Origin of the sequence: Arenimonas malthae CC-JY-1, from assembly GCF_000747075.1 — a bacterium.
GTDB classification, from domain to species: domain Bacteria; phylum Pseudomonadota; class Gammaproteobacteria; order Xanthomonadales; family Xanthomonadaceae; genus Arenimonas; species Arenimonas malthae.
This window is the reverse complement of record NZ_AVCH01000174.1, coordinates 1-24,881: the sequence shown is the minus strand read 5'-3', so window position 1 is coordinate 24,881 and position 24,881 is coordinate 1. Positions and strand designations below refer to the sequence as shown.

Sequence of the window (24,881 nt, the reverse complement as noted above, 5' to 3'; positions counted from 1 at the left end):
CGACAGAGAGAAACCGCCCAGGCCTTCCCGGACTTGGGAGAAGACCATGAAAAAAGGGCCCGGCTTTCGCCGGGCCCCGGGTCACGTGGACCGATGCTGCCGTCTTACCAGCGGAAGTTCGCCTGCACGAAGACCTCGCGGCCGATCGGGCTGTAGGCGCGCCAGAAGAACGGGTAGGTGAAGAAGGTGTCGTCCTTCGGGGCGATCTTGTCCAGCACGTTGTTGACGATCAGGTTGGCGCTGAAGTTCTCGGTGAACTCGTAGCCAACGTTGAGGTTGTAGACGTGGTAGGGCGCGATGCGGCCGGTCTCGGCCCAGTTCGGCAGCGAACCGTAGCGGAGGCCGAACACCGTGACGTTCAGGTCCTTGTACTCCCACGACACGCTGCCGCGCATGCGGGAGCGGAAGTCGAAGTTGGTCAGGTCGTCGCGGTAGCTGTCGCGCGGCTCGCCCGCGAACTCGGCGAACTTCTGGTCAAGGACGTGCGACCACGACAGCTGGTAGCTGAAGTTGCCGTAGCGGTCGGTGTCCATGTCGTAGCGCAGGCTGGCGTCGATGCCCTCGTTCGAGATGTACGAACGGTTGATCGGGCCACGGTTGACCTGCTCGATGCGGCCGTCGTTCGGGCCACCCACGGTGCGGATCACGCTGTCGAGGATGAACTGGCAGAACGCGGAGCTGCCGTCCACCGCGTTGCCCTGGCGGTCGGTGCCCAGGCGGCAGTCGGCTTCGTTCTGCAGGATGTAGGCCGAGCTGATGTCGCCGACCACGCCCTCGAGTTCGACCTTGTAGTAGTCGACCGTGAACGACAGGTTGTCGACGATGTCCCACACCATGCCGACGGTGAACGAATTGCCCTCTTCCTCCTCGAGGTCCGGGTTGCCCTGGCGGACGCCGAACGCCGAGTAGTTCCAGGTGGCGTTGTTGCCGCACTGGGTGACGGTGTTGCCGGCGTTGCGGCAGGCGTATTCGTCGAACACGGTCGAGAAGAAGCCCGACTCGTCGGCGAAGATGAAGTGCATGTCCGGGGCGCGGAACGAGGTGCTGTAGGCGCCGCGGAGCAGCAGGTTGTCGAACGGACGCCACTCGAGGCCGGCGTTCCAGGTGAACGCGTTGTCGACCTGGGTGATGTCGTCGTACAGGTCGTAGCGCGCCGCCAGCGTGGCCTTGAAGGTGTCGGTGACCGGGATCGCGAACTCCGAGCCGATGGCGTAGCGGTTGCGGTCGCCGCCGCCGCCGGTGCCGGTCAGGTTGTAGATGATGTTCTGGCCCGGGAGGATGCGCGGGTCGGCGTTGAGCTCGTACTCCTGGGTGCCGGCTTCAAGCACGGCCGCGAAGGAGAGCGGGCCGGCCGGCAGCTCGAACAGGTCGCCGGAGAGCACGAACTGCGCGGTGGAGGCGCTGGAGTCGGCGCGGGTCTTGACGATGGTGGACATCGCCGCGAACTCGGCCGGGGTGATCGGGTTGAAGTAACGATCCTGGTTCAGCGCGTAGGCGGCGAAGCCGGACACGGTGCCGAGGCGCGGGCCGAGGAAGAAGTTGGTCAGTTCCTGGGCCAGGAAGCGCGGACGGTCGTTGTTGGTCTCGTAGCGCGAGTGGCTGACGGTGAAATCCCAGTCGAAGCGGTTGTCCATCATCGAGCCGCGCAGGCCGGCCGAGAAGTCGATCGCCTGTTCGTTGAACACGGTCTGCTGCGCGTCGGTACCGCCGACTTCGTTCGGCGTGAAGATGCGCTGGCCGTCCATGATCGAGCCGAAGTTCACGTCGTAGTACAGCGGCACCGACCAGAACTGGGTGGCGGACGCGGCCGAGGCCTGCGAATCCCACACGTTCAGGCTGGCGAAGCCCTGCAGGTTGTCGCTGATGTCGAGGGTGCCGTAGACGTAACCCGAGATGTTCTCGTCCGAGTTGCGGATGGCCTGGGTGGCCGGGTAGCCGTAGTAGCCGCACCAGGAGCCGGTGGGACGCGCATCGATCTCGAAGTCGCCGCCCCAGCGGGCGCAGGTGGAGGCGAGGTCTTCGCCATCCTGCCAGACCTGGCTGCTGGCGCCGGTGCCGATCAGGCGGTCGCGCAGGCGGATGCCCTGCACGGCGGTGGCGGCGGACGGGTCGACGCTCGGGTCGTCGCGGTAGGAGTCCATGAAGTCACGCTCGGACGCGTACATCGCGCCGCGGTCGTAGTACTCCACCGCGTAGGTCAGGCTCCAGCGGTCGCCGGTGTTGCCACCGACCCACTGCAGGTCGTTGGTCGGGGCGCCGCCACGGCTGGGCTTGCCGGTGAGGTAGGAGAGGTACTGGCCCTCGAAGTTGGTCTTGAGGACGATGTTGACCACGCCCGCGACCGCGTCCGAACCGTAGATGGCGGAAGCGCCGCCGGCCAGCAGCTCGATGCGCTCGACCGCCGCGGCCGGGACCGAGGACAGGTTCACGAAGTTCGACTGGCCGTTGTAGGGCAGCGGGTAGTCAGCGGCGCGGCGGCCGTTGATCAGGGTCAGCACGCGGCCCGGGCCGAGGCCGCGCAGGTTCAGCACCTGGGCGTTCGGGGTGAAGCCGTTCTGGGTCAGCTCGTTCTGGATCGAACCGGTGGTCTGGGTCAGCGTGTTGAGCGCGTCGTAGACGGTGTTGAAGCCTTCGGCCTCGATCTGGGCCGAGGTGATCACCGTGACCGGCGACGGGCCTTCGATCTCGGCGCGCTTGATGCGGGAGCCCACGACCTCGACGGCGTCGAGCTGGGTCGTCTCATCGGTGGATTCCTCGTCCTCGTCCGTGGCTTCCTGCGCGGCGGCGGAGAAGGCGATCGGAAGCGTCAGGGCAAGGGCGAGCGAACGGGCAAGCACCGAACGGCGATACCCGGCGATTGGAGCAGTCTTCATTGGACCCCCTAGAATGGTCGCTGTTGTTGTCTGTAACTGGTTGTTTTGCGATCGGGCAGGTCGAAACCCCTCCTGCCTTAACCGGAACGTAACACAACGCCGCTGCGGAAAACATGTGCAGCGCTTGCCAATTCGCGAACCTGAATCCGCCTCCCCCGGCGGCCCGGGAAATCCCATGGTTTCAAGGAGTTTGCCGATGTCCCCCAGCCAATCCACCGTCACCGCCGCGCTGGCCGCCCTGCGCGATCCCCACACCGGCCAGGGCCTGGTGGACCAGGGCAGCGTGCGCGGCATCGGCATCGACGGCGGCCGGGTGGCCGTGGAGCTGCAGCTGGCCTACCCGGCGCGTGGCTGGCACGAGGCGCTGGCGGCCGAGGCCCGCGCCTGCCTGGAGGCCCTGCCCGGGGTGGAGCAGGCCACGGTCTCGGTCGGCTCGCGGGTGCACGCCCACAAGGTCCAGAAGGACCTGACCCCGATGCCCGAAGTCCGCAACATCATCGCCGTGGCCTCGGGCAAGGGCGGCGTGGGCAAGTCCACCACCGCCGTGAACCTGGCCCTGGCCCTCCAGGCCGAGGGCGCCACGGTGGGCGTGCTCGACGCCGACATCTACGGCCCCTCCATCCCGAAGATGCTGGGCCTGGACGGCCGGCCGGACAGCCCGGACGGCAAGTCCATCGAACCCAAGCGCAACCACGGCCTGCAGGCCATGTCCATCGGGCTGCTGATCGGCGAGGACACGCCCATGATCTGGCGTGGCCCCATGGTCACCCAGGCCCTGCAGCAGCTGCTCAACGACACCCGCTGGCAGGGCCTGGACTACCTGGTCATCGACCTGCCGCCGGGCACCGGCGACATCCAGCTCACCCTGTGCCAGCGCGTGCCGGTCTCGGGCGCGGTGATCGTCACCACGCCCCAGGACATCGCCACGCTCGACGCGCGCAAGGCCCTGCAGATGTTTTCCAAGGTGGACGTACCGGTGCTGGGCATCGTCGAGAACATGGCCGTGCACATGTGCTCGAACTGCGGCCACGCCGAGCACGTGTTCGGCGCCGGCGGCGGCGAGCGCATGGCGGCCCAGTACGGCGTGCCCCTGCTGGGCTCGCTGCCGCTGGACATCCGCATCCGCGAGCAGGCCGACTCGGGCGTGCCCACCGTGGCCGCCGACCCGGCCTCGCCCCTGGCCCTGGCCTACCGCGACATCGCCCGGCGCACCGCAGCCCGGCTGTCCCTCCAGGCCCGGAACAAGGCCATCGGCTTCCCGAACATCGTCATCAGCAACACCTGAGCCGGTAGAATCCGGCCTTTCGCCCCCGAGCCCGAACCGCATGAGCATCAAGTCCGACAAGTGGATCCGCCGCATGGCCGAGCAGCAGGGCATGATCGAGCCCTTCGAGCCGGGCCAGGTCAAGCACGCCGCCGACGGCCACCGCATCGTCAGCTACGGCACCTCGAGCTACGGCTACGACGTGCGCTGCGCGCGCGAGTTCAAGATCTTCACCAACATCAACTCGACCATCGTCGACCCCAAGGCGTTCGACCCGTCGAGCTTCGTGGACATCGAGTCCGACGTCTGCATCATCCCGCCCAACAGCTTCGCGCTGGCGCGCACGGTGGAGTTCTTCCGCATCCCGCGCGACACCCTGGTGGTGTGCCTAGGCAAGAGCACCTATGCCCGCTGCGGCATCATCGTCAACGTCACGCCGCTCGAGCCGGAGTGGGAGGGCCACGTGACCCTGGAATTCAGCAACACCACGCCGCTGCCGGCCAAGATCTACGCCGGCGAGGGCGTGGCGCAGATGCTGTTCTTCCAGTCCGACGAAGTCTGCGAAACTAGCTACAAGGACCGCGGCGGCAAGTACCAGGGCCAGACCGGCGTCACCCTGCCGCGCACCTGAGCGCGGGGCGGGGCTCAGCCCCGCTTGAACAGCATGCTCACGCCCAGCACGATCAGGGCCAGCGGCCACCAGTCGACCAGCACCGCCCAGATGCGGAACTCGGGCACCAGGTTGTTGGCCAGCAGCAGCGCGCCCAGCACGATCAGGATCAGGGCGGGGACGAGGTTGGATTTCATGGTCTGCTCCGGGTCAGTCGCCCGGGAAGTCGCCCAGGCCTTGGCGCAGCGACGATAGCAGCGCCACCCGCCGTTCCGCCACGTAAGGCTCGCGCGCGCCGGCGCCCCAGACCGGGCCCGGCCAGGCCGCGTCGCCTTCCTGGCGCGCCACCACGTGCACGTGCAGCTGGCGCACCACGTTGCCCAGCGCGCCGATGTTGAGCTTGTGCACCGGCCCCAGGCCGCGCAGCAGCCGGCCGGCGAGGTTGAGTTCGGCCAGCAGCAGGCGCTGCTGGTCGCCGGACAGGTCGAGCCATTCCACCGCCCCGGGCACGCGCGGCACCAGCACCAGCCAGGGGAAACGGGCGTCGTCCATCAGCCGCAGCTGGCTCAGCGGGCCGTCGGCCACCAGCAGGGTGTCGCCCGCCAGGCGCGGGTCGAGTTCGAAGCCGCCCACGGTCAGCGCAGGGTCTTCTGGAAGAAGGACAGGGTGCGCTCCAGGGCCTGTTTGGAAACGTCCTCGTTGTAGTCGGCGCGCTGGTCGCAGTTGAAGCCATGGCCGGCACCCGGCCAGACGTGGATTTCGGCCGAAGAGAGCGCCTCGCGGTGCTTGGCCACGTCCTCAGGCGGGATCAGTGGGTCGTTTTCGCCGAAGTGCAGCATCAGCGGCGCCTTGGGGCGCTCGTGCAGGAAGGGTACGGTGCGGCCGCCGTAGTAGCTCACCGCCGGCAGGCCGAGCCGGGTGTTGGTGAGGAAGGCGACGGTGCCGCCCCAGCAGAAGCCCACCACGCCGACCCGGTGTTCGGCCTCAAGCAGGTCGTAGGCGCCGCGCACGCCGTCGAGGGCGCCGTTGAAGCCCAGCTCCTCGGCCAGTTCCCGGCCTTCCTTCACCCCGGCCTCGTCGTAGGCCAGCTCGGTGCCGGGTTTGACCAGGTCGAACAGGGCCGGCGCCACCACGATGTAGCCGTAGTTGGCGAAGCGGTCGGCGACCTGGCGGATGTGCGGGTTCACCCCGAAGATTTCCTGCACCACGATCAGGGCGCCGCGGGGCTTGTCGTGCGGCTTGGCCTGCCAGCCGGAAATCCGCCCGTGGCGGGTACTGATGGAAATCGTCTGGCCCATGGCTGGCTCCCCTGCCGCGTTGGTCCGATGGGCTAGCCTACACCGGCCGGGGCGCCCGCGAGGGGTATACTCCGCCCCCCGCCCGAACCCCGCATCCCCATGTCCGCCAGCCACCCCAAGGTGGGCTTCGTCAGCCTCGGCTGCCCGAAGGCCCTCGTAGACTCCGAACGCATTCTGACCCAGCTACGGGTCGAGGGCTACGAGATCGTCCCCACCTACGACGCCGCCGACGTGGTGGTGGTCAACACCTGCGGCTTCATCGATTCGGCCGTGGCCGAGAGCCTGGACGCCATCGGCGAGGCCCTGGCCGAGAACGGCAAGGTCATCGTCACCGGCTGCCTGGGCAAGCGCCCCGAGCAGATCCGCGAGGCCCACCCGGGCGTGCTGTCGATCAGCGGCCCGCAGGACTACGCCAGCGTGATGAGCGCCGTGCACCAGGCCCTTCCGCCGAAACACGACCCGTTCGTGGACCTGGTGCCCGACTACGGCCTGAAGCTGACCCCGAAGCACTACGCCTACCTGAAGATTTCCGAGGGCTGCAACCACCGCTGCAGCTTCTGCATCATTCCCTCGATGCGCGGCGACCTGGTGTCGCGGCCGGTGGGCGACGTGCTGCGCGAGGCCGAAAAGCTGGCCCGCGGCGGGGTGAAGGAGCTGCTGGTGGTGTCGCAGGACACCAGTGCCTACGGCGTGGACCTGAAGTACGCCCCGGGCGAATGGCGCGGCCGCCAGTACGCCACGCGCATGAAGGGCCTTTGCGAGGGCCTGTCGGAGCTGGGCCTCTGGACCCGCCTGCACTACGTCTACCCGTACCCGCACGTGGACGACGTCATCCCGCTGATGGCCGAGGGCAAGCTGCTGCCTTACCTCGACATCCCGTTCCAGCACGCCAGCCCGCGCATCCTCAAGCTCATGAAGCGCCCGGGCGCGGTGGACAAGACCCTCGAGCGCATCCAGCGCTGGCGCGCCGTCTGCCCCGAGCTGACGATCCGCAGCACCTTCATCGTCGGCTTCCCGGGCGAAACCGAGGAAGACTTCGAGCAGCTGCTGTCCTTCCTGGACCAGGCCGAACTCGACCGCGTCGGCGCCTTCGCCTATTCGCCGGTGGAAGGCGCCAGCGCCAACGACCTGCCGGGCGCGGTGCCCGAGGAAGTGAAGCAGGAGCGGCTGGCGCGTTTCATGGAGCTGCAGGCGCAGATCAGCGCCGAAAAGCTCGAGCGCAAGGTCGGCACCGTGCAGACGGTGCTGGTGGACGAGATCGACGGCGAGCTGGCCATCGGCCGCTCGAAGGCCGACGCGCCGGAAATCGACGGCCTGGTGCAGATCCAGGACGGCGCCGCCGCCGGCCTCAGGCCCGGCGATTTCTGCGAAGTGCGCATCATGGGCAGCGACGAGCACGACCTGTTCGGCCTGGTCGGCGACGACGAAGACTGATCGCTACGGCTCGTAGTCGACGGCGATGATGAAATAGCGCGCCGGCCCGGCCGGCAGGTGCACCTCGACCTCGTCGTCCAGGCGCTTGCGCAGCACGGCGCGCGCCAGCGGCGAGTCCACGCTGATGTGGCCGGTCTTCGCGTCGGTCTCGTCGGGGCCGACGATGCGGTAGCGCTGGCATTCGCCGCTGTCGCAGTGCTCGATCTCGAACCAGGCGCCGAAGAAGACCATCGCCGGGTCGGACGGCCGGCCCTCGGGCACCTTCAGCACCTCCAGGCGCTTGCTCAGGTAGCGCACCCGGCGGTCGATCTCGCCCAGCTGCTTCTTGCGGTAGGTGTATTCGGCGTTTTCGCTCCGGTCGCCCTCGGCCGCCGCGGCGGCCAGCGCGCGCACGACCTCGGGCCGGCGCACCCGCCAGAGGTCGTCGAGCTCCGCGCGCAGGCGTTCGAAGCCGGCGCGGGTGATGATCGCCGTGGACTTTTCGCCCGGCGGCCGCCAGCGCGCCATGGCTCAGCCCGCCGGATAGACCAGCGGCGCGCCCGGGCCCAGCGGCAGGCCCAGGGCGATCCACAGCGCGAACAGCACCGACCAGCCCAGCAGGAAGGTGATCGAGTACGGGATCATGGTCGCCACCACGGTGCCGATGCCGGCCTTGGGCTCGTAGCGCTGCAGGAAGGCGATGACCAGGGCGAAGTAGCTCATCATCGGCGAGATGATGTTGGTCACCGAGTCGCCCACGCGGTAGGCGGTCTGGGTGACTTCCGGCGAATAGCCCAGCAGCATGAACATGGGCACGAACACCGGCGCCATCAGCGCCCACTTGGCCGAGGCCGAGCCCATGGCCAGGTTCACCACCGCCGTGAGCAGGATGAAGCACAGCAGCAGCGGGATCTTGGGCAGGCCCACCGACTTCAGGAACTCGGCGCCCTCGACCGCGAAGATCAGGCCCAGCTGGGTCCAGTTGAACAGGGCCACGAATTGCGCCGCGAAGAACACCAGCACCAGGTAGCTGGCCAGCGTGCCCATGGACTTGGACATGCCGTTGATCACGTCGGTGTCGCTGCGGATGGTGCCGGCGCCGACGCCATAGGCGATGCCCACCAGGCCGCCGGCCACGAAGATCAGCGCCACGATGCCGTGCAGGAAGGGCGCCAGCGACTTGAGCACGTCGCTCTCGCCGGCGATGCGCAGGGCGCCGTCGGCGGGCACGGTGGCCCACAGCACCAGCGCGGTGAGCACCGCGGTGGCGATGCCGGCATAGGCCAGGCCGCGCTTCTCGGCCGGGCTGAGCGGATCTATTTTCTCGTCGCCGCGGCCGTAGTTCCCGTCCGGGAAGCGCCGCGCCACGATCTTCTCGGTCACGAACCAGCCCAGCAGGGTCACCAGCGGCGTCGAGGCCTGCATGAAGAACAGGTTGGCGGCCGGGCTGACGGTGTAGTCCGGGTCGACGATCTGCGCGGCTTCCTGCGACAGGCCCGAAAGCAGCGGGTCGATGGTGCCCAGCAGCAGGTTCGCCGAATAACCGCCCGACACGCCCGCGAAGGCCGCGGCGATGCCCAGGATCGGGTGCCGGCCGGCGGCCACGTACAGCAGGCCCGCCAGCGGCACCAGCAGCACGTAGCCGATTTCGCTGGCCATGTTCGACATCACGCCGGCGAACACCACGATGGGCGTGAGCAGGAAGCGCGGCGCGTTCAGCACCACGATGCGCAGGCAGGCGCCGATCAGGCCGCTGTGTTCGGCCACGCCGATGCCGATCAGGGCCACCAGCACGGTGCCCAGCGGCGCGAAGCCGGTGAAGTTGGTGACCAGGCCGCCCATGATGCGCTGCAGGCCGTCCACGCTGAGCAGGTTGACCGGGGTGACGATGTCGCCGGTCTTGGGGTGCACCACGCCCACGTCGAACTGGGCCACCACGGCGCTGGCGATGACCACCCCGACCGTGAGCAGGAAGAACAGCGTCGCCGGGTGGGGCAGGGTGTTGCCGGCGCGTTCGACCACGGCCAGGAAGCGGTCCACCGCGCTGGGGCGGGCGGGCGTGGAATCGGTCATCGGGGTCTCCGGTGTCGTGGGGCAGGCTCGGCCCGGGGCCCGGGACTATAACCGAGGCCGCGCGCGACGCACGTGAGGCGTGGATAATCGGGGCCGGTTATCGCGGGGGAGGGGACCATGGTCCTGCTGGCGGTCGTTCTTGGCGTGGTGGTGCTCTGGGGCGTGCTGGCCTTCAACCGGCTGGTGCGCCTTCGCAATCAGGTGCGCGCCGGCTGGAGCGACATCGACGTTCAGCTGATGCGCCGGCACGACCTGGTGCCGCGGCTGGTGGAGGCCGTGCGCGCCTACGCCGGGCACGAGAAAGCCCTGCTCGAGAACGTCACCGAGCTGCGCGCCCGCGCCCTGGCCACGTCCTCGCCGGCCGCGCTGGCCGGGCTCGAGCGCGAGCTGGAGGTCGGGCTGGGCCGGCTGGTGGTGCTCAACGAGGCCTACCCCGAGCTCAAGGCCAGCGAGAACTTCCTGAAGCTGCAGGCCGGCCTGGTCGAGGTCGAGGACCACCTGCAGTACGCGCGCCGCTTCTACAACGGCGCCGTGCGCGCCAACAACGACGGCGTGCAGCGTTTCCCCGACCTGCTGGTGGCGCGCGCGTTCGGCTTCGGCGAGGCGGAGTTCTTCGAGGCCGGCGACGACGAACGGCAGGCACCGCGGGTGGGCGGCTGATGCGCGCCGCGTTCGCCCTGGCCCTGGCCTTCGCGCTGGCGCTCCTGGCGCCGGGCGCGGCGGCGCAGGAGCGCATCCTGTCCTTCGACGCCGACCTGCGCATCCAGCCCGACGGCAGCCTGCTGGTGGCCGAGACCATCGTGGTGCGCGCCGAGGGCGTGATGATCCGCCGCGGCATCTACCGCGACTTCCCCACGCGTTACGAAGACCCGCTGGGCAACCGCGTCGAGGTGGATTTCGAGCTGCTGGGCGCCGAGCGCAACGGCCGGCCCGAGGCGGCGTCGGTGGAACGCGTGGCCAACGGCGTGCGCATCAGCCTGGGAACCGACGAGTTCCTCGACGTGCCGGCCGAGCACCGCTACGTCATCCGCTACCGCACCACCCGCCAGCTGGGCTTCTTCGAAAAGCACGACGAGCTGTACTGGAACGTCACCGGCCTGGGCTGGGGCTTCCCGATCGACCACGCCGGCGCCACCGTGACCCTGCCCAAGCCCGTGCCGGCGGCGCAGCTCGGCGCCGAAGCCCAGACCGGCGCCTACGGCGTGCGTGGCCAGGACTACCGGGCCGAGGTGCGCGACGGCGGCGCCCGGTTCGACGCCACCCGCACGCTGGGCAATGGCCTGGGCCTGACCATCGTGCTGCGCTTTCCCAAGGGCGTGGTGCCCGAGCCCACGCGCTCGCAGCGCGCCGCCTGGTTCTTCCGCGACAATGCCGGCGTCGGCATCGCGCTGGTGGGCCTGGGCCTGCTGCTGGCCTTCTACTGGCGGCGTTGGAACCAGCACGGCCGCGACCCGGCGCCCGGCCCGGTGTTCCCGCAGTACGAGCCGCCGGAAGGGTTTTCCCCGGGCGAACTGCGCTGCCTGACGCGCATGCTCTACGACGCGCCCTGCTACAACGCCGACCTGGTGGACCTGGCCGTGCGCGGCGCCCTGACGCTCAACAATCCCGGCGGCAAGGAGTGGTACCTGCAGCAGGTGGAAGGCGCCGCCGAACCAGCGCTGGCCGCAGAGGCGGCCCTGCTGGCGCCGCTGTTCGCCAGCGGCCCGCGCCTGGAACTGAAGCAGGCCAACCACGCGCCGCTGCGCGATTCGCGCCTGCAGCACATGCAGGCCATCGAGCGCCGCCTGCGGCCGAAGTATTTCGTGCGCAACGGCGGCACCGCGCTGGGCGGCCTGGCTTTTTCGGTGGGGTACGGCGCGCTGGCCTTCGTCGTCGCCCAGGGCCACGGCGTGCCGGCCATCCTGGTGCTGATGGGCCTGTCGCTGGTGGCGCACGTGCTGGCCGGCTGGGCGATGATGGCGCCCACCGCCGAAGGCCGGAAGCTGCTCGACCGCATCGAGGGCCTGAAGCTCTACCTCAGCGTGGCCGAGAAGGACGAACTGGCGCGCCTGGCCGGCCCCGGCCACGAGGAGCCCGCGCTCGACGCCGGACGCTACGAAACCCTGCTGCCCTACGCGATGGCGCTGGGCGTGGAAGACGCCTGGACCGGCCGCTTCACCGCTGCGGTCGGCGCGGCGGCGGCGGCGGAAACCGCGCGCAACCTGGGCTGGTACCACGGCACCGGCGCCGCCGGTTTCAGCCTGGGCGGCGTGAACCAGGCCCTGTCGAGTTCGCTCAGCCAGACGATTTCCTCGTCGGCCTCGCCGCCGGGCTCGAGCTCGGGCAGCGGCGGCGGCGGTTTCTCCGGCGGCGGTGGTGGCGGTGGCGGAGGCGGCGGGCGCTAGCGGTTCAGCGCTTGCCGCCCAGCAGCCCGCCCAGCAAACCACGCAGGATCTGCCGGCCGATGCCGTTGGCGACCGTGCGCGTGGCCGACTTGGCCGCGGCCTCGACCGCGCCCTGGCGGCGCTTGGTGCCCCATAGGAATTCGTCCAGCTTCGACGGCGTCTTCGCTTCGGCCTGCGGCGCCGGCGCAGGGGCCTTGCCGGCGGGCGCTTCGGGCGCCGCCGCCTGTTCCGCCCGCTTGGCCAGCATCTCGAAGGCCGACTCGCGGTTCACGGCGGTGTCGTACTTGCCGCCCACCGGGCTGCGGCTGCGCACCAGCGCGCGCTCGGCCTCGGTGATCGCCCCCATGCGGCAGCGCGGCGGCGCGATCAGCGCGCGCTCCACCGGCATCGGCACGCCCTTGTCCTGCAGCATCGACACCAGCGCTTCGCCCACGCCGAGTTCGCCGATGACGCGGGCGACGTCGAGCTTCGGGTTCTGCACGAAGGTTTCGGCGGCGGTGCGCACGGCCTTCTGGTCGCGCGGGGTGAAGGCGCGCAGCGCGTGCTGCACGCGGTTGCCCAGCTGGCCCAGCACTTCATCGGGCACGTCGTCGGGGTTCTGCGAACAGAAGTAGACGCCGACGCCCTTGGAGCGGATCAGGCGCACCACCTGCTCGACGCGCTGCTTCAGCACCGGCGGGCAGTCGTCGAACAGCAGGTGCGCCTCGTCGAAGAAGAACACCAGCTTGGGCACGTCCAGGTCGCCGACCTCGGGCAGGGTCTCGAACAGCTCGCTCAGCAGCCAAAGCAGGAAGCTCGAATACAGGCGCGGGCGGAGGATGAGCTGGTCGGCGGCGATGAGGTTGACCACGCCGCGGCCGGACATGTCCTGGCGCATCAGGTCGGCCAGCTGCAGGGCCGGTTCGCCGAAGAACTGCTCGCCGCCGTCCTGCTCCAGCCGCAGCAGCGCGCGCTGGATCGCGGCCACCGACTGCGGGCTGACCAGGCCGTACTGCTTCGAGATCTCGGCCTTGTTCTCGGTGGTGAAGTTGAGCAGGGCGCGCAGGTCGTCGAGGTCGAGCAGCAGCAGGCCGTGGTCGTCGGCCAGCTTGAAGGCGATGTCCATCACGCCCGACTGGGTGTCGTTGAGCTCGAGCATGCGCGACATCAGCGCCGGGCCGACTTCGGACACGGTGGTGCGCAGCGGGTGGCCGAGCTTGCCGTACAGGTCCCAGAACACCACCGGGCTGGCTTCGTTGGCATAACCCTCGACGCCGATCTGCTGCACGCGCGCGCTGATCTTCTCGTTCGTGGTGCCGGGCATGGCCAGGCCGGCGATGTCGCCCTTCACGTCGGCCATCACCACCGGCACGCCCAGCCGCGAGAAGCCTTCCGCCATCACCATCAGCGTCACCGACTTGCCGGTGCCCGTGGCGCCGGCGACCAGGCCGTGGCGGTTGCCGTACTTGCCCAGCAGGCGCACGGGCAGCTCGCCCTTGCCGATCAGGATGTCGCTCATCAGGGAAGGCTCCGTCGGGTCGTGTCGCCCCGATTCTAGCCGCAGCCAGCGGCGGCGGGCGCGCGCCGCGCTTGCCGCGCCGGGCAATCGCTCGCTAGTCTGCCGCCCTGTTTCCCGGAAGGCCCCGATGCGTCCCTCATTCCTGCTGGTCCTGTGCGCCGCCGCGGCGCTGCTGTCCGCCCCCGTCGAAGCCCGCCGCGTGCCGGCCAACGCCCAGAAGCTCTACGACCAGCTCGAGGCCGCCAGCGAACAGTTCCGCGAAGGCCTGGCCCAGCTCGGCCGCGGCGAAGCGGTGCAGGGCCGCGAATCAATCCGCGAGGCCTCGGCCACTTTGCTCGAATCCGCCCGCCGCTGCGGCGACACCCGCGGCTGCGACACCGCGCGTTTCCTGGCCGCCTACGACGCGCTGGTGCAGGAAGGCGCGGGCATGGCGGGCGGCGGCGAAGGCTTCAGCACGCCCACCGGCGGTGGCCGCCCGGCCGACGAAGCGTCGCCGGTGCTCGGCGCCATGCCCGCCGCGGCACGCCCGGTGGCGATGCTGCGCGGCCGCGACCTGCGCCAGGTGATCGAGCTCAACGAGCCGGTGAAGGCGGCGCTGGCAGAATGGCTGACCTGGATGCGCCCGAGCCTGATCACCAGCTGGGAGAACTACCAGCAGATGCGCTTCCTGATGTGGCCCGAGTACGAGCAGGCGGGCCTGCCGGAGGCGCTGCTGTTCGGCATCCTGGCCAAGGAATCGAATGGCCGCGTGCACGCGGTGTCGCGCGCGGGCGCGGCGGGCCCGCTGCAGTTCATGCCGGCCACGGGTGCGCGTTTCGGCCTGGGCTGGCGCGAAGGCTTCGACACCCGCTACGACCCGCAGCTGGCGGCGCGCGCGAGCGTGCTCTATTTCAACGAGCGTTTCGCCGAGCTGGGCGACGACCTGGCCTTCGCGGTGGCTGCCTACAACGGCGGCGAAGGCCGCGCGCTGCGGCTCAAGCGCGCGGCGGGCGACAAGTCGTTCTGGGACCCGTCGGTGCAGGCCCAGCTGCCGCCGGAAACGCGCGACTACGTGCCCTACGTGCTGGCGGCGGCCTGGCTGTTCCTGCACCCGGAGGAGTACGGCCTGGAATTCCCGAAGGTGGACGGCGCGGCCACGGTGCTCAGGCTCGAGGCCCCGGCCTCGATCTACCAGCTGGCGATCTGCCTGGGCGGCCCGCGCGAGGGTTTCTTCCGCGCGCTGCGCAACCTCAACCCGCGCTACGAGCCGCACGTGGCGATCACCGCCGGCACCGAACTGCGCGTGCCGGTGGCGGTGCCGCCGCTGTACCGCGAGCACTGCGTGAGCGGCCCGCGCGCGCAGCAGGCCGTGGCCCTGATGGCGGCCAGCAAGCCCACCGTGCCGGCCACCGCCACCCGCGGCCCGGACCGCGGCTACCGCGTGAAATCCGGCGACACGCTCAGCTCCATCTCGCGCCGCCACGGCTGCGGCGGCGCCACCGCCCTGGCCAAGGCCAACGGCCTGCGCGCGCCCTACGTGATCCGCGCCGGCCAGCGATTGAGGTTGGTGGGCTGCGGTTGAGCCCGGCCTAAAGGAATTCACTAGCCCGGGTACAGAAGGTGGCGATGGGCCGCCGCGGGCATGGGACTAGGGTGGGGCATCCCGAAGGAGCCCCGCCATGCGCTACAACCAAACCCTCGTTGCCGCCCCGTGGAGCCCGATGGCCCACCTGCTCGCGCATCCCCGCGCGCCCTCGGGTGGCTTCGAGCGGCTGACCGAACTGGTGCTCCACCAGCGCGACGAGTTCCTCGCCAACCCGGGTCGCGGCCTGGTGCCCCGGTTGGCCGCCGCGCAGGTGCAGCGCGGCATGCTGCTGGAGCGGGCGGGCCGGCAGTTCACCGACTGGCCCTGCGAGGTGGCTTCGGTGCGGCGAAGCCGTGCGGGGCTGCTGCTGGAACTGGTGGCGGGCAGCCGCCAGCCGGCCTTCGTGTTGAGCAACGACCACCCGCATCCGTTCCGGGGCGTTTCGCTGGCCCTGCCGGCGTCGGTCGCGCCCCCGGTGGAAATGATGGAGCCGGGCACGCCGGTGCGCGCGTCGGGCGCCTTCCTGCTGGATGCCTCCGTTTGCCCGATCACGTACGACCTGAGCAACGAGATGGGCCTGTTCATGCCGCGCTTTGTGACCCGCTTCGAAGAAATACTGCTGGCGTAAAGCTTTCGATTACGGAAGTCCGCCCTGCTTTCCTAAACACTTCCTGCATGCCCCGGAGAACCGGCGGGAGAATCCCGCCTGGACCCTGACGGGTCCGCGCAGCCGGTACCTAAAATCATGACCTGTGTCAAGTACCCGCGCCCGGAAAACGCGGACAATAACGACACAGGCATGGCAATTGGCCGCGCCGGGCAAAAGGCAGGGAGTCAGTCAGATAAACGCAGCCACAGGCTTCGAACGCGTCTTCGCGCGCGTGGATTGGGACGTCAGGACCGGCGAAGTGAACCGGTCGGAGGACTGGTACCTGATGACCGGCCATTCGCCGGACCATGAGGACGCCCGGTCCCTCGCGTTCTGGTCGGACCGCGTGCATCCGGCCGACCTGTTGCGCTTCTATCGCGCGTTCGAGGCTTTCCAGGCGTCGGGTGACGATACTTTCTCGTTCAACTACCGCTTCCGCTTCGCCGATTCGCGCTGGCACCAGATGGGTGGCATGGCCCGCGTGGCGGAGCGTTCCGCCAATGGCCGGCCCGTGCGGATCGAGATCCGCGAGATCGACCTTGAACCCTTTTTCGCCGGCTTGCGCGAGGAAGCCGAGCCCGTCGGCAGCCTGCGGCCGGGCCTGGCAGGCGCCTGGTCCTGGGAGCCGGGCACCGACGAGGTCTGGTGGTCCCGGGAGATCTACGAGCTGACGGGCTGGGATCCGAAGGACCCGCCGCCGGGTCTCGAGGGCCAGGAGAAGCTCTACGCCCCTGAATCGCTGGCCCGCCTGCAAGCCGCCGTGCGACGGCTTGCGGAAACGGGCGAATCGTATGACTTGCTGCTGACGCTGGTTCGCGCCGACGGGCGGCGCTTGCCCGTGCGTGCAACCGGGGCGATCACCCTGGGCAGGCACGGCGAACTGCGGCGCGTTGGCGGCACGCTTTCGCTGCTGGGGTCCGCGGAGCCGTCCCAAGCCATGCCGATGGGCGATGACGGGGCCTGGCTGGAGGTGGACCTTGCGGGCGGGGAGTGGCTGGCGTCCGCGGCGGCGACGGCCCTGCTCGAATCGCTGGGGGCGCCGGCCGGTGGGGCCGAAGCCCGGTTGCTGGCGCTGCTCAGCCAGGAGTCGCGAGCCGAACTTCGCGCCTGGCTCGATGGCCTCGAGGGCCGGGCCGACGCCGCGCACAGCCTTTCCATCCGCACGCTCTCGGGTCGTCGCCTGCGGCTCTGGCCCTTCGGCATTCCCGAGGGTGCGCGGAAGGTCTTCCTCAGGATCGAGCGCGATGACGCCGACCCGGTGGCTGAAACCCGCGGCGATTTCGACCCCCTGACCGGACTGCTGGCGTTCGACGCTTTCCTCGCCATCGCCGATGCGCAGGTCGCCGCTGCCGCGAACCCGCGGCGGTTGGTCTTGTTCAAGATCAACATAGACCGGTTCCGGGAGGTCAATGCGCTGCTGGGGCATCGCCGGGGTGACCTCGTCCTGCGGGCATTCGCCGGCCACCTCCGTTCGAACTTGCCCGAGGCGCTGCTCACTCGCCGGTCCGGCGACGTGTTCGTGGGCTTGTTGCCGATCGCGGACGGCATCGAGGCCGCGGGCTGCATGGCGCGCATCCTGGACATCACCGGTGCCTTCGAGCCCGAAGGCCTGGGGCTGATCAAACTCAAGTTCCGGCTGGGCCTGGTGACGGCCGATTCCGCTCCCAGCGTCGAAGAGCTGGTGGATGCCGCCGCCGAGATGATGAGCGCCGCGGGCCCGGGCAAGGCCGCCCTGTTCGGTCCCGTCGATGCGGCGCGTCTTCGGCGCAGGCGCGAGATCTACACCCTGCTGCCGGGCGTGGCCGGCAGGGGCGAGTTGCAGTGCGTGTTCCAGCCCTCCGTGTCGGCCAGCGGTGGCGAGCTGCGCGGGCTGGAGTCCCTGGTGCGCTGGGCCTCGCCGACGATCGGCGCGATCAGCCCGGGGGAGTTCATCGCGATGGCGGAGGAGAGTGGGGAAATCGTCTCCATCGGCCGCTGGATGCTGGACCGCGCCATCGCCGATTTCGCCCGCATGCGCCGGATGGGTCTGGAAGTGCCCCAGGTCTCGATCAACGTCTCGCCTGCCCAGTTCGCCGACGCCGAGCTGGCGGACTTCGCCAGGCAGACCTGCGAGCGGCACGCCGTGGATCCGTCCCGGGTGGTGCTCGAGATCACCGAGTCCGTCCTCGTGGACGGCAGCGACATGACCAGCGCGGCGATCGATGCCCTGCTCGGCGCCGGCTTCGTCCTCTCGCTGGATGACTTCGGCACCGGCTACTCGAACCTTCGCTCGCTGATCCGGCTCAAGCTCTCGAAGGTCAAGATCGACATGTCCTTCGTCAGGCGCATGATCGAGGACAAGGCCAGCCTGATCGTGGTGGACACGGTGATCCGGTTGGCACGGGGGCTGTCGTGCAGCGTGGTGGCCGAAGGCGTCGAACGGCAGGAGCAGGCCGACCTGCTGCGCTCGCTCGGCTGCGACGAGATCCAGGGCTACCTGGTCGGGCGCCCCATGCCCTTCGGCGAGTTCGTCGCCTGGTGCGAGGGCCGGACTGATGCGGTCGCCGGCGCCACGGAGGCGCCATGAGGCTCCGCAAGGCCGGGCTCCGGTCCGTATCCGCCTACCTGGCCGCCTTGCTGGTGGCGGTTGGCATGCTGCCCATGCTGGTGCTGGGCATCGCCATGCTGCTTGACCAGGTGCGGCGCGAGCATGACTTCCGCCGCGAACAGCTGCGCCATTCGGCCGAGACGACGCGAATCATGGTCGAGGAGTTCATCCGCGACCAGCGCCAGGCGCTCGCGGTCGCCGCGGCCGACCTGGCCGGGCCGCCGCCGCCGCCCGCGCGCGTGCAAGGCGCGCTGGAGCGGCTGAAGCGGTCGAGCCCCGCCTTCGTGACCGTCATGCTGGTGGGCGCCGACGGGCGCATCGTCGCGGGCCAGCCCGACCGCATCGACCCGGCCACCGGCCGCAGCGTGTGGACGGGCGCGGATGTCTCCGACCGCGAGTACTACCGCAGCATCCTGGCGGGTCGCGAAGAGTACGTGTCCGATGCCTTCCGCGGGCGCACCTACGGCGACGACCTGCTGGTCGCGGTCTCGCGTGGCGTTCGCGGCAGCGACGGTTCCGTGGACCGCGTGGTGCAGGGTTCGATCCACCTCGACGAGCTGGACGAGTGGTTGTCCGCGGACCGCGGCGTGCATGGGTTTGAATACGTCGCCACCGATTCGAAGGGCATGGTCATCGCTTCATCGGGCGGCATCGCCGCGCCCTTGTTGCAGCCGCTGGACAGGCGCCTGGCCGGGCGCTGGCCCTTTGCCCTGGCCGATGCGCCACTGCTGCAGCGGGAAGTGCGCACCGCCGATGGCTGGGTGATCTGGCTTTTCCATCCCGACAGCCAGACGGCGGCCGAATTCTTCGACCGCCTCTGGTTCCCGGTGGCGATCGCCTTGGCGACGCTGCTGCTGGTTTCCGGGCTGGTGCTGGCGGCGAGCCGCCTGGTCCGCCGGCGGGCGCTGGAAGCCGTGGACTACGTCCACGGGGTGGCCGCCGGGTTGACCGGCGGGGCGACGGTGCCCGCGAAGCCGCTGATGGCCAGGACATTGGAGGGTGCAAACCTGGTCATGAGCTTCGAAGCGCTGGCCCAGCGGCTGCGCGAGGCCTTGGCCGACCTGGAGGGAAAACTCGAGCACGAGAGGGCGCTGCGCGCCGAGCTCGACCAACTCGCGGCGAACCAGGAGCGTTGGCTGGACATCCGCACGCGCGACTTGCAGGAACTCAACCGCACGCTGGTGCGCACGCAGCGATTCGTGGAGACGGCCGAGGTCGCCGGCCGCGTCGGCTTCTGGGAAGCCGAGGGGCCCGAGGCGTCGATGCGCCTGTCCAGCGGCGCGCTGGCCTTGCTCAAGGTGGCTACGGCCGGGGCGGCGGCGAACCCGGGGTCTCCCCTGTTGGCGGGCCTGGATGATGCCGGTCGCCGCGAGCTGCAGCGCGACCTCACGCGCGCCTGGTTCGAGGGCCGGGACTTCGACCTTGAACTGCCGTTCCGCAGCGACGCCATGCTGTCGCCGATCCGGCTGCGGGTGGCCGGCCGCGCCGTGCGCGGGGTCGATGGCCTCTCGATCAGGCTGGTCGGCGCGCTCTTCGACATGACGGCCCAGTACGAAGCCGAGCAGAAGGTGAGGCGCCTGGGGCGCGCCACTTCCGAGGTCAACGACCTGATGCTGTCGCCGGAATTCGACGATGGCTCGAGGCTGCAGTTGCTGCTGGACCGCCTGATGAACGAAGCCGGTGCCTGCGCCGTGCTGGGCCGGACCGGCGAAGGCCAGCCGGTGACCGTGCTCAGCGGCCGCGCCTCCCTCGAGCTCGATGGCGAAGCCGTCGCGGGCATGCTCGCCGCTGCGCCGGCCAGCGACGCGCACATGATCGAACCGGCCCTCGCCGGCCACGCCACGGTGCTGCTGTGCCGGGCGCCGAGGGTGGGTGGCGCCGGCACCGTGCTTGCGCTCGACTCCCCCCGCATCGCCCGGCTGGACGCGACCGACCGCGCGGCGATCGAGATCACCCTGCGGGCCATCGGCGCCCTCTACGACCGCGTCGACGCCACCGCGCGGCTCGAGGCGGCGCGCTTCCGGCTCGAGGGCGTGGCCCGGCTCAAGTCCGAACTGCTGGCCGGCCTGGGCCACGAGATCGGCGGCCCGCTGTCGGGCGTGAACAACGTGCTCGAAGCCCTGGTCGAGGGCCAGTTCGGGGAGCTGGGCGCGGTGCAGCGCCGCCTGCTCGATTCCGCGCTCGCCACGGGATTGCACACGTCGCGCCTGATCGCCGACCTGCTCGACGCGGCCAGGCTCGAATCGGGCCAGCTTGCGCTGGCGCCGGAATGGACGGACCTTCACGACGTGCTGGAGCAGGCGGTCTCGATGGTGGAATCACAGGCGGGCGAAAAGGGCCAGCAGGTCGCCCTGCGCCTGCATGCGCGGGTGCGCCTGTTCGAAGACCCGGTGCGCGTGCGGCAGATGCTGGTGAACCTGCTGGCCAACGCCGTGAAGTACACGCCCGACGGCGGGCGGGTCTGGGTGTCGGTGCGGAAGCCCGCGGGCCTCGCCGCTTCCGTGTCCGTCTGCGACACCGGCGTCGGCATCCATCGTGCGGACCAGGCAGACATGGCGCGGCCTTTCATGCGCGGCGCCGACACCCTCGCGCAGCCCGGCTGGGGGCTGGGCCTGGCCATGGTCGACATGCTCACCGCCTTGCTGGGTGCCCGGCTGCGGGTCCACAGTCGACCCGGACGGGGTTCCCGGTTCACCATTGATTTTCCCGCCAAGGACATCCCGGGAACCGACGCTCCGGAGGATGCAGCCGATGAATGAGCAAGCAGGGGCAGGCAAGGGCCCCGTCCGCGTGTTGCTGGTGGACGACCACCAGATCATCCGGGATGGCGTGGAAGCGGTGCTGTCGGGCCGGCCCGGCTTCGAGGTCGTGGGCCAGTCCGACAACGGCCTCGACGCGGTGGCGAAGGCGACGGCCCTGCGCCCCGACCTGATCGTGCTGGACGTGGACTTGCCCGGCCTCGGCGGGCTGGACGTGTTCGACCGGGTGAAGGCCCAGGTCGATCCGGCGCCGGCGGTGGTCATCCTGTCGATGTTCGGCGACCCGGGCTTCGCCATGGAGGCCATGAAGCGCGGTGTCCGCGGCTACGTGCACAAGGGGTCGGGACTGCGGGAAATCGTCGCCGCGATCGAAGCGGTGTCCCGCGGCGAGTCCTACCTGTGCTCGCGTACCGCCAGCGCGCTGGCGAGGCGCGAGGGCACCGCGACCGGCGGTGCCGGCCACCTGACGCCGCGCGAGCGCGAGGTGCTGCGCTGCATGTCGCGCGGCATGAGCGCCAAGGAGACGGCGCAGGCGCTGGACATCAGCCCGGCCACGGTGCACGTGTTCCGCTCGCGCATCCGCGACAAGTTCGGCGCCCGCAGCCAGGCCGAACTGGTGCGCCTGGGCATCCGCTTCGGCCTGGTCGGCATCGAAGGCACGGACGAAGACCGCGGCCGGTAAATAAAATCGCTATTCCCGCCCGCCTCCCGCCGCGCCATCGTGGCGGCTGGTGGCGCGCGGGCTGGCGAGGCTACGGGCCGGGGGGCCCGGCAGGGCCGTCTTCACAGGGGGCCCCCGCCCGCCACCTCTTTTCCGGGCCGCGCTTTTCCTAGGCCAGGGTGTCCCAGCCCGGCCGCGGCGAGAAGCGCCCGCCGTGGCGCGCAGCCAGGGTTTCCAGCCGCGCCCTGAGCTTGGCGGCACCCACCGCGCGGATGTGCTGGATGGGGCCGCCGCGGAAGGGTGCGAAGCCGGTGCCGAAGATCACGCCGGCGTCGAGCAGGTCGGCGTCGGCCACCACGCCGTCGTGCAGGCAACCCACCGCTTCGTTGAGCAGCGGCAGGATGAGGCGGTCCTCCAGGTCTTCCGGCGCCTGGTAGTCCTTGGGCACCTCGGGCTTCACCGGCTTGCCGTTTTCCCACTTGTACAGGCCCTGGCCGTCCTTCTTGCCGCGCTTGCCGGCTTCGACCTTGAAGGCCTCCGGCAGCGCCTGGCCGTGGAAGTCGGCCATGATCTTGCCGACGCTGGCGGCCACGTCCAGGCCCACGGTGTCCACCAGCTCGATCGGGCCCATCGGCATGCCGAACTTCAGCGCCGCCTTGTCGATCACCGGGCCCGGGATGCCTTCGGCGAAGCACAGGATCGCTTCCTGCATGTACGGCGCCAGGATGCGGTTGACCAGGAAACCCGGCGTGCCCGCCACCGGCACCGGCAGCTTGTCGATGGCCTTGCAGAAGGCGGCGAGGCGGCGCTCGGTCTCGGGGTCGAGCTGGTCGTGGCGCACGATTTCCACCAGCGGCATCAGCGCCACCGGGTTGAAGTAGTGCAGGCCGGCGAAACGCGCCGGGTCCTTGCGGCCCGCGCGCAGCCCGGTGAGCGGGATCGACGAGGTGTTCGACACCAGGATGGCGCCGGGCTTCAGCGTTTCCTCGACCTTGGCGAACAGCGCCTGCTTGGCCTCGAGGTTCTCGAAGATGGCCTCGATGACCAGGTCGGCGTCGGCCACGCCGGCGCCCTCGACGTCGGCCTTCAGGCGCGCGCTGGTGGCGGCGCGTTTGGCCTCGTCCTTCACCTTCTTGGCGAACAGCGCCGCGGCGCGGTCCAGGGCCGGCTGGATGAATTTCATCTCGCGGTCCTGCAGCGTCACCTCGAAGCCGCGCAGCGCGCACCAGGCGGCGATGTCGCCGCCCATCACGCCGGCGCCGACCACGTGCACCTTGCGGATGCCATGGTCCTTCCCCCCGAGGCCCTTCAGGCGGTCCATCAGGAAGAACACCCGCACCAGGTTGTGCGCGGTGGGCGTGCCAGCCAGCTTCACCACCGACTTCGCCTCGGCCTTGAGCGCGGCGTGGATGGGCAGGCCGCCGCTGCGGCGCCAGGTGTCGATCAGCGCGAACGGGGCGGGGTAGTGGTCCTTGCGGGCCTTGCGCGCGACCTGCTTGGCCATCTGCGGCGCCAGGACGGCGCGGGCCAGGCCGGTGTTGGTGGCCCAGCCCAGGAAGCGCTGCTTGAACGGGCGCTGCGTGCCGCGCTGGGCCAGCTTGATGGCTTCGTCGAGCAGCACCGCGGGTTCGACCACGCGGTCCACCAGGCCCATGGCCTTGGCCGCCGAAGCCGAGAGGCTGCGGCCGGTGAGCATCAGGTCCATCGCGGCCGGCGCGCCGATGAGGCGCGGCGCGCGCACGCTGCCGCCCCAGCCCGGGTAGATGCCGAGCTTGATCTCGGGCAGGCCGATGCGGGTCTTTTCGTCCTTGCTGGCGATGCGGTAGCGGCAGGCCAGCGCGATCTCGGTGCCGCCGCCCATGCAGTGGCCATGGATGGCGGCCACGGTGGGGCAGCGCAGCTCGGCCAGCTTCTGGAACACCAGCTGGCCGCGGCGGATCCAGTCTTCCACCAGGCCCTTGGCGGCGATTTCCTCGAAGCCCTTGATGTCGGCGCCCGGGATGAAGCCGGCGGCCTTGCCGGAAATGATGACGATGCCCTTGGGCAGCTCCAGCGCGATGCGCTCGACCATGGCCTCGAGCTCGTCGAGCACGGCCCGGGACAGGGCGTTCACGCCCTGGTCGGCGCGGTTGAGGGTCAGCACCAGGATGCCGTCGGGGCGGCGGTCGGCCTGCCAGTGGGCGAGGCGAAGTCCGTCGAACATGGCGGTCACCATACGTCAGGGTAGGGAGGGGAGGCCGTATCATCGGTGCAGGACCCCGGGGGGTCAACGCCGCGTGGCGGGCTTGCGGAACTTTCCCGGGGCACGGATGTCCCAGCAGCGGCCCGGATGGCCGCAGGAGCAGCGGCCCGGATGGGCGACAACGAACTGGACCTGGCCCTCGTCAAGCGTGTGCAGGCAGGCGACAACTCGGCGTTCGACCTGCTGGTGCGCAAGTACCAGCACCGGATCGGCGCCGTCGTGTACCGCTTCGTGCCCGACCACGCCGAGAGCCAGGACATCGTCCAGGAAACCTTCATCCGCGCCTACCGGGCGCTGGCGAACTTCCGTGGCGACGCCCAGTTCTATACCTGGCTCTACCGGATCGCCGTGAACACCGCCAAGAACCACCTCGTCGCCGCCAAGCGCCGCCCCCCGACCGCCGACATCGCGGCCGAGGACGCCGAGCACCACGCCGGCGCCGGCCGCCTGCACGACCACGACACGCCCGAACACAACCTGCTGCGCGAGGAGATCGAGCAGACCGTCACCGACACGGTGGCGTCGCTGCCCGGGGAACTGCGCCAGGCCATCACCCTGCGCGAGGTGGACGGCCTGAGCTACGAGGAAATCGCGGAGCTGATGCAATGCCCGATCGGCACCGTCCGCTCGCGCATCTTCCGGGCCCGCGAGGCGATCGATGCCCGCCTCAGGCCCCTGATGGACAACGAACGGGTGCGCCCATGAGCCAGACCGACGCGAAGCTGCTGGAAGACCTCAGTGCCTGGATGGACGGGGAGCTGCCTGCCGACGAGGCGCGTTTCCTCGAACGCCGCCTGGCCAACGACCCGGCGCTGCGCGCGCACTGGGAACGCTGGCAACTGGCGTCGGCCGGCCTGCGCGGACAGCCGCTTCGGCGCATGCCGGAATCGCTCTCCGCGCGCATCGCCCAGGCCGTCGCCGACGAACCGCGCCGCGGCCATCGCTGGCCCTGGGCCGCGGGCATCGCGGCGGCGGTGCTGGCGGCGGCGCTGCTGCCCGGCGTGCT

20 protein-coding genes are annotated in these 24,881 nt (G+C 70.2%); 12 read left to right on the top strand and 8 right to left on the bottom strand.

Translation table 11 applies throughout. The features are described from left to right. Positions 1 to 104: 104 nt before the first annotated feature. On the bottom strand, positions 105 to 2,873 hold the full coding sequence (locus N790_RS10455; RefSeq protein WP_052385867.1) for a TonB-dependent receptor plug domain-containing protein: 2,769 nt from the start codon (positions 2,871 to 2,873) through the stop codon (positions 105 to 107). 196 nt (positions 2,874 to 3,069) lie between these two features. Between N790_RS10455 and apbC the strand changes: the two genes are divergently transcribed. Both apbC and dcd read left to right on the top strand, forming a co-directional pair. Further along, positions 3,070 to 4,158: an iron-sulfur cluster carrier protein ApbC gene (gene apbC, locus N790_RS10450; RefSeq protein WP_043803984.1), complete on the top strand. Its 1,089-nt coding sequence runs from the start codon at positions 3,070 to 3,072 to the stop codon at positions 4,156 to 4,158. Positions 4,159 to 4,198: 40 nt separating this feature from the next. Next, entirely contained in the window at positions 4,199 to 4,768 is a 570-nt protein-coding gene (gene dcd / locus N790_RS10445) for a dCTP deaminase (RefSeq protein ID WP_043803983.1), read from the top strand. Positions 4,769 to 4,782: 14 nt separating this feature from the next. On the opposite strand, the gene N790_RS16455 is transcribed toward dcd, so the two are convergent. The 3 genes from N790_RS16455 to N790_RS10435 are packed head-to-tail and all read right to left on the bottom strand — an operon-like array spanning position 4,783 to position 6,045. Next, positions 4,783 to 4,944 carry a LiaI-LiaF-like domain-containing protein gene (locus N790_RS16455; protein ID WP_169742174.1) on the bottom strand — a complete coding sequence of 54 codons (162 nt, stop codon included), beginning with the start codon at positions 4,942 to 4,944 and terminating at the stop codon, positions 4,783 to 4,785. A gap of 13 nt (positions 4,945 to 4,957) precedes the next feature. Beyond that, complete coding sequence (locus N790_RS10440) at positions 4,958 to 5,380, bottom strand: HIT domain-containing protein (protein WP_043803982.1); 423 nt, start codon at positions 5,378 to 5,380, stop codon at positions 4,958 to 4,960. 2 nt (positions 5,381 to 5,382) lie between these two features. Beyond that, complete coding sequence (locus N790_RS10435; protein WP_043803981.1) at positions 5,383 to 6,045, bottom strand: dienelactone hydrolase family protein; 663 nt, start codon at positions 6,043 to 6,045, stop codon at positions 5,383 to 5,385. Positions 6,046 to 6,144: 99 nt separating this feature from the next. On the opposite strand from N790_RS10435, the gene rimO reads away from it, so the two are divergent. Next, complete coding sequence (rimO, locus tag N790_RS10430; protein ID WP_043803980.1) at positions 6,145 to 7,479, top strand: 30S ribosomal protein S12 methylthiotransferase RimO; 1,335 nt, start codon at positions 6,145 to 6,147, stop codon at positions 7,477 to 7,479. A 3-nt stretch (positions 7,480 to 7,482) separates the two neighbouring features. Here rimO and greB read toward each other — a convergent pair whose 3' ends face one another. Continuing rightward, positions 7,483 to 7,986 (bottom strand): transcription elongation factor GreB, encoded by a 504-nt coding sequence (gene greB, locus N790_RS10425; RefSeq protein ID WP_043803979.1) that lies wholly within the window; start codon positions 7,984 to 7,986, stop codon positions 7,483 to 7,485. 3 nt (positions 7,987 to 7,989) lie between these two features. Next, positions 7,990 to 9,531: an AbgT family transporter gene (locus N790_RS10420; protein ID WP_043803978.1), complete on the bottom strand. Its 1,542-nt coding sequence runs from the start codon at positions 9,529 to 9,531 to the stop codon at positions 7,990 to 7,992. A gap of 117 nt (positions 9,532 to 9,648) precedes the next feature. Between N790_RS10420 and N790_RS10415 the strand changes: the two genes are divergently transcribed. Further along, a complete protein-coding gene (locus N790_RS10415) occupies positions 9,649 to 10,191 on the top strand; it encodes a LemA family protein (protein WP_043803977.1) in 543 nt (180 codons plus the stop codon). After that, complete coding sequence (locus N790_RS10410; RefSeq protein WP_043803976.1) at positions 10,191 to 11,915, top strand: DUF2207 domain-containing protein; 1,725 nt, start codon at positions 10,191 to 10,193, stop codon at positions 11,913 to 11,915. Before N790_RS10415 ends, N790_RS10410 begins: the two co-directional genes overlap by 1 nt. Before the next feature lie 4 nt (positions 11,916 to 11,919). Here N790_RS10410 and N790_RS10405 read toward each other — a convergent pair whose 3' ends face one another. Then, the gene (locus N790_RS10405) at positions 11,920 to 13,413 is read right to left on the bottom strand and encodes a helicase HerA-like domain-containing protein (protein ID WP_043803975.1); all 1,494 of its coding nucleotides are present in this window, start codon (positions 13,411 to 13,413) and stop codon (positions 11,920 to 11,922) included. 127 nt (positions 13,414 to 13,540) lie between these two features. Here N790_RS10405 and N790_RS10400 point away from each other — a divergent pair, with 127 nt between their 5' ends. From N790_RS10400 to N790_RS10380, 5 genes are all read left to right on the top strand, one after another. After that, on the top strand, positions 13,541 to 14,974 hold the full coding sequence (locus N790_RS10400; RefSeq protein WP_043803974.1) for a transglycosylase SLT domain-containing protein: 1,434 nt from the start codon (positions 13,541 to 13,543) through the stop codon (positions 14,972 to 14,974). Positions 14,975 to 15,071: 97 nt separating this feature from the next. Further along, positions 15,072 to 15,605 (top strand): hypothetical protein, encoded by a 534-nt coding sequence (locus N790_RS10395; RefSeq protein ID WP_156970037.1) that lies wholly within the window; start codon positions 15,072 to 15,074, stop codon positions 15,603 to 15,605. Positions 15,606 to 15,858: 253 nt separating this feature from the next. Continuing rightward, positions 15,859 to 18,192: a bifunctional diguanylate cyclase/phosphodiesterase gene (locus N790_RS10390; protein WP_043803972.1), complete on the top strand. Its 2,334-nt coding sequence runs from the start codon at positions 15,859 to 15,861 to the stop codon at positions 18,190 to 18,192. Continuing rightward, complete coding sequence (locus tag N790_RS10385; RefSeq protein ID WP_043803971.1) at positions 18,189 to 20,972, top strand: ATP-binding protein; 2,784 nt, start codon at positions 18,189 to 18,191, stop codon at positions 20,970 to 20,972. The genes N790_RS10390 and N790_RS10385 overlap by 4 nt, the downstream gene beginning before the upstream one ends. Further along, entirely contained in the window at positions 20,965 to 21,654 is a 690-nt protein-coding gene (locus N790_RS10380) for a response regulator (protein ID WP_043803970.1), read from the top strand. Before N790_RS10385 ends, N790_RS10380 begins: the two co-directional genes overlap by 8 nt. Positions 21,655 to 21,802: 148 nt before the next feature. Here N790_RS10380 and N790_RS10375 read toward each other — a convergent pair whose 3' ends face one another. After that, positions 21,803 to 23,836 carry a 3-hydroxyacyl-CoA dehydrogenase NAD-binding domain-containing protein gene (locus N790_RS10375; protein ID WP_425388033.1) on the bottom strand — a complete coding sequence of 678 codons (2,034 nt, stop codon included), beginning with the start codon at positions 23,834 to 23,836 and terminating at the stop codon, positions 21,803 to 21,805. 150 nt (positions 23,837 to 23,986) lie between these two features. Between N790_RS10375 and rpoE the strand changes: the two genes are divergently transcribed. Together rpoE and N790_RS10365 are read left to right on the top strand one after the other, a co-directional pair. Then, positions 23,987 to 24,580: an RNA polymerase sigma factor RpoE gene (rpoE, locus tag N790_RS10370; protein WP_084062848.1), complete on the top strand. Its 594-nt coding sequence runs from the start codon at positions 23,987 to 23,989 to the stop codon at positions 24,578 to 24,580. Then, positions 24,577 to 24,881: sigma-E factor negative regulatory protein (locus N790_RS10365; RefSeq protein ID WP_043803986.1), on the top strand; the 305-nt coding region annotated here is incomplete at its 3' end. The genes rpoE and N790_RS10365, both read left to right, overlap by 4 nt.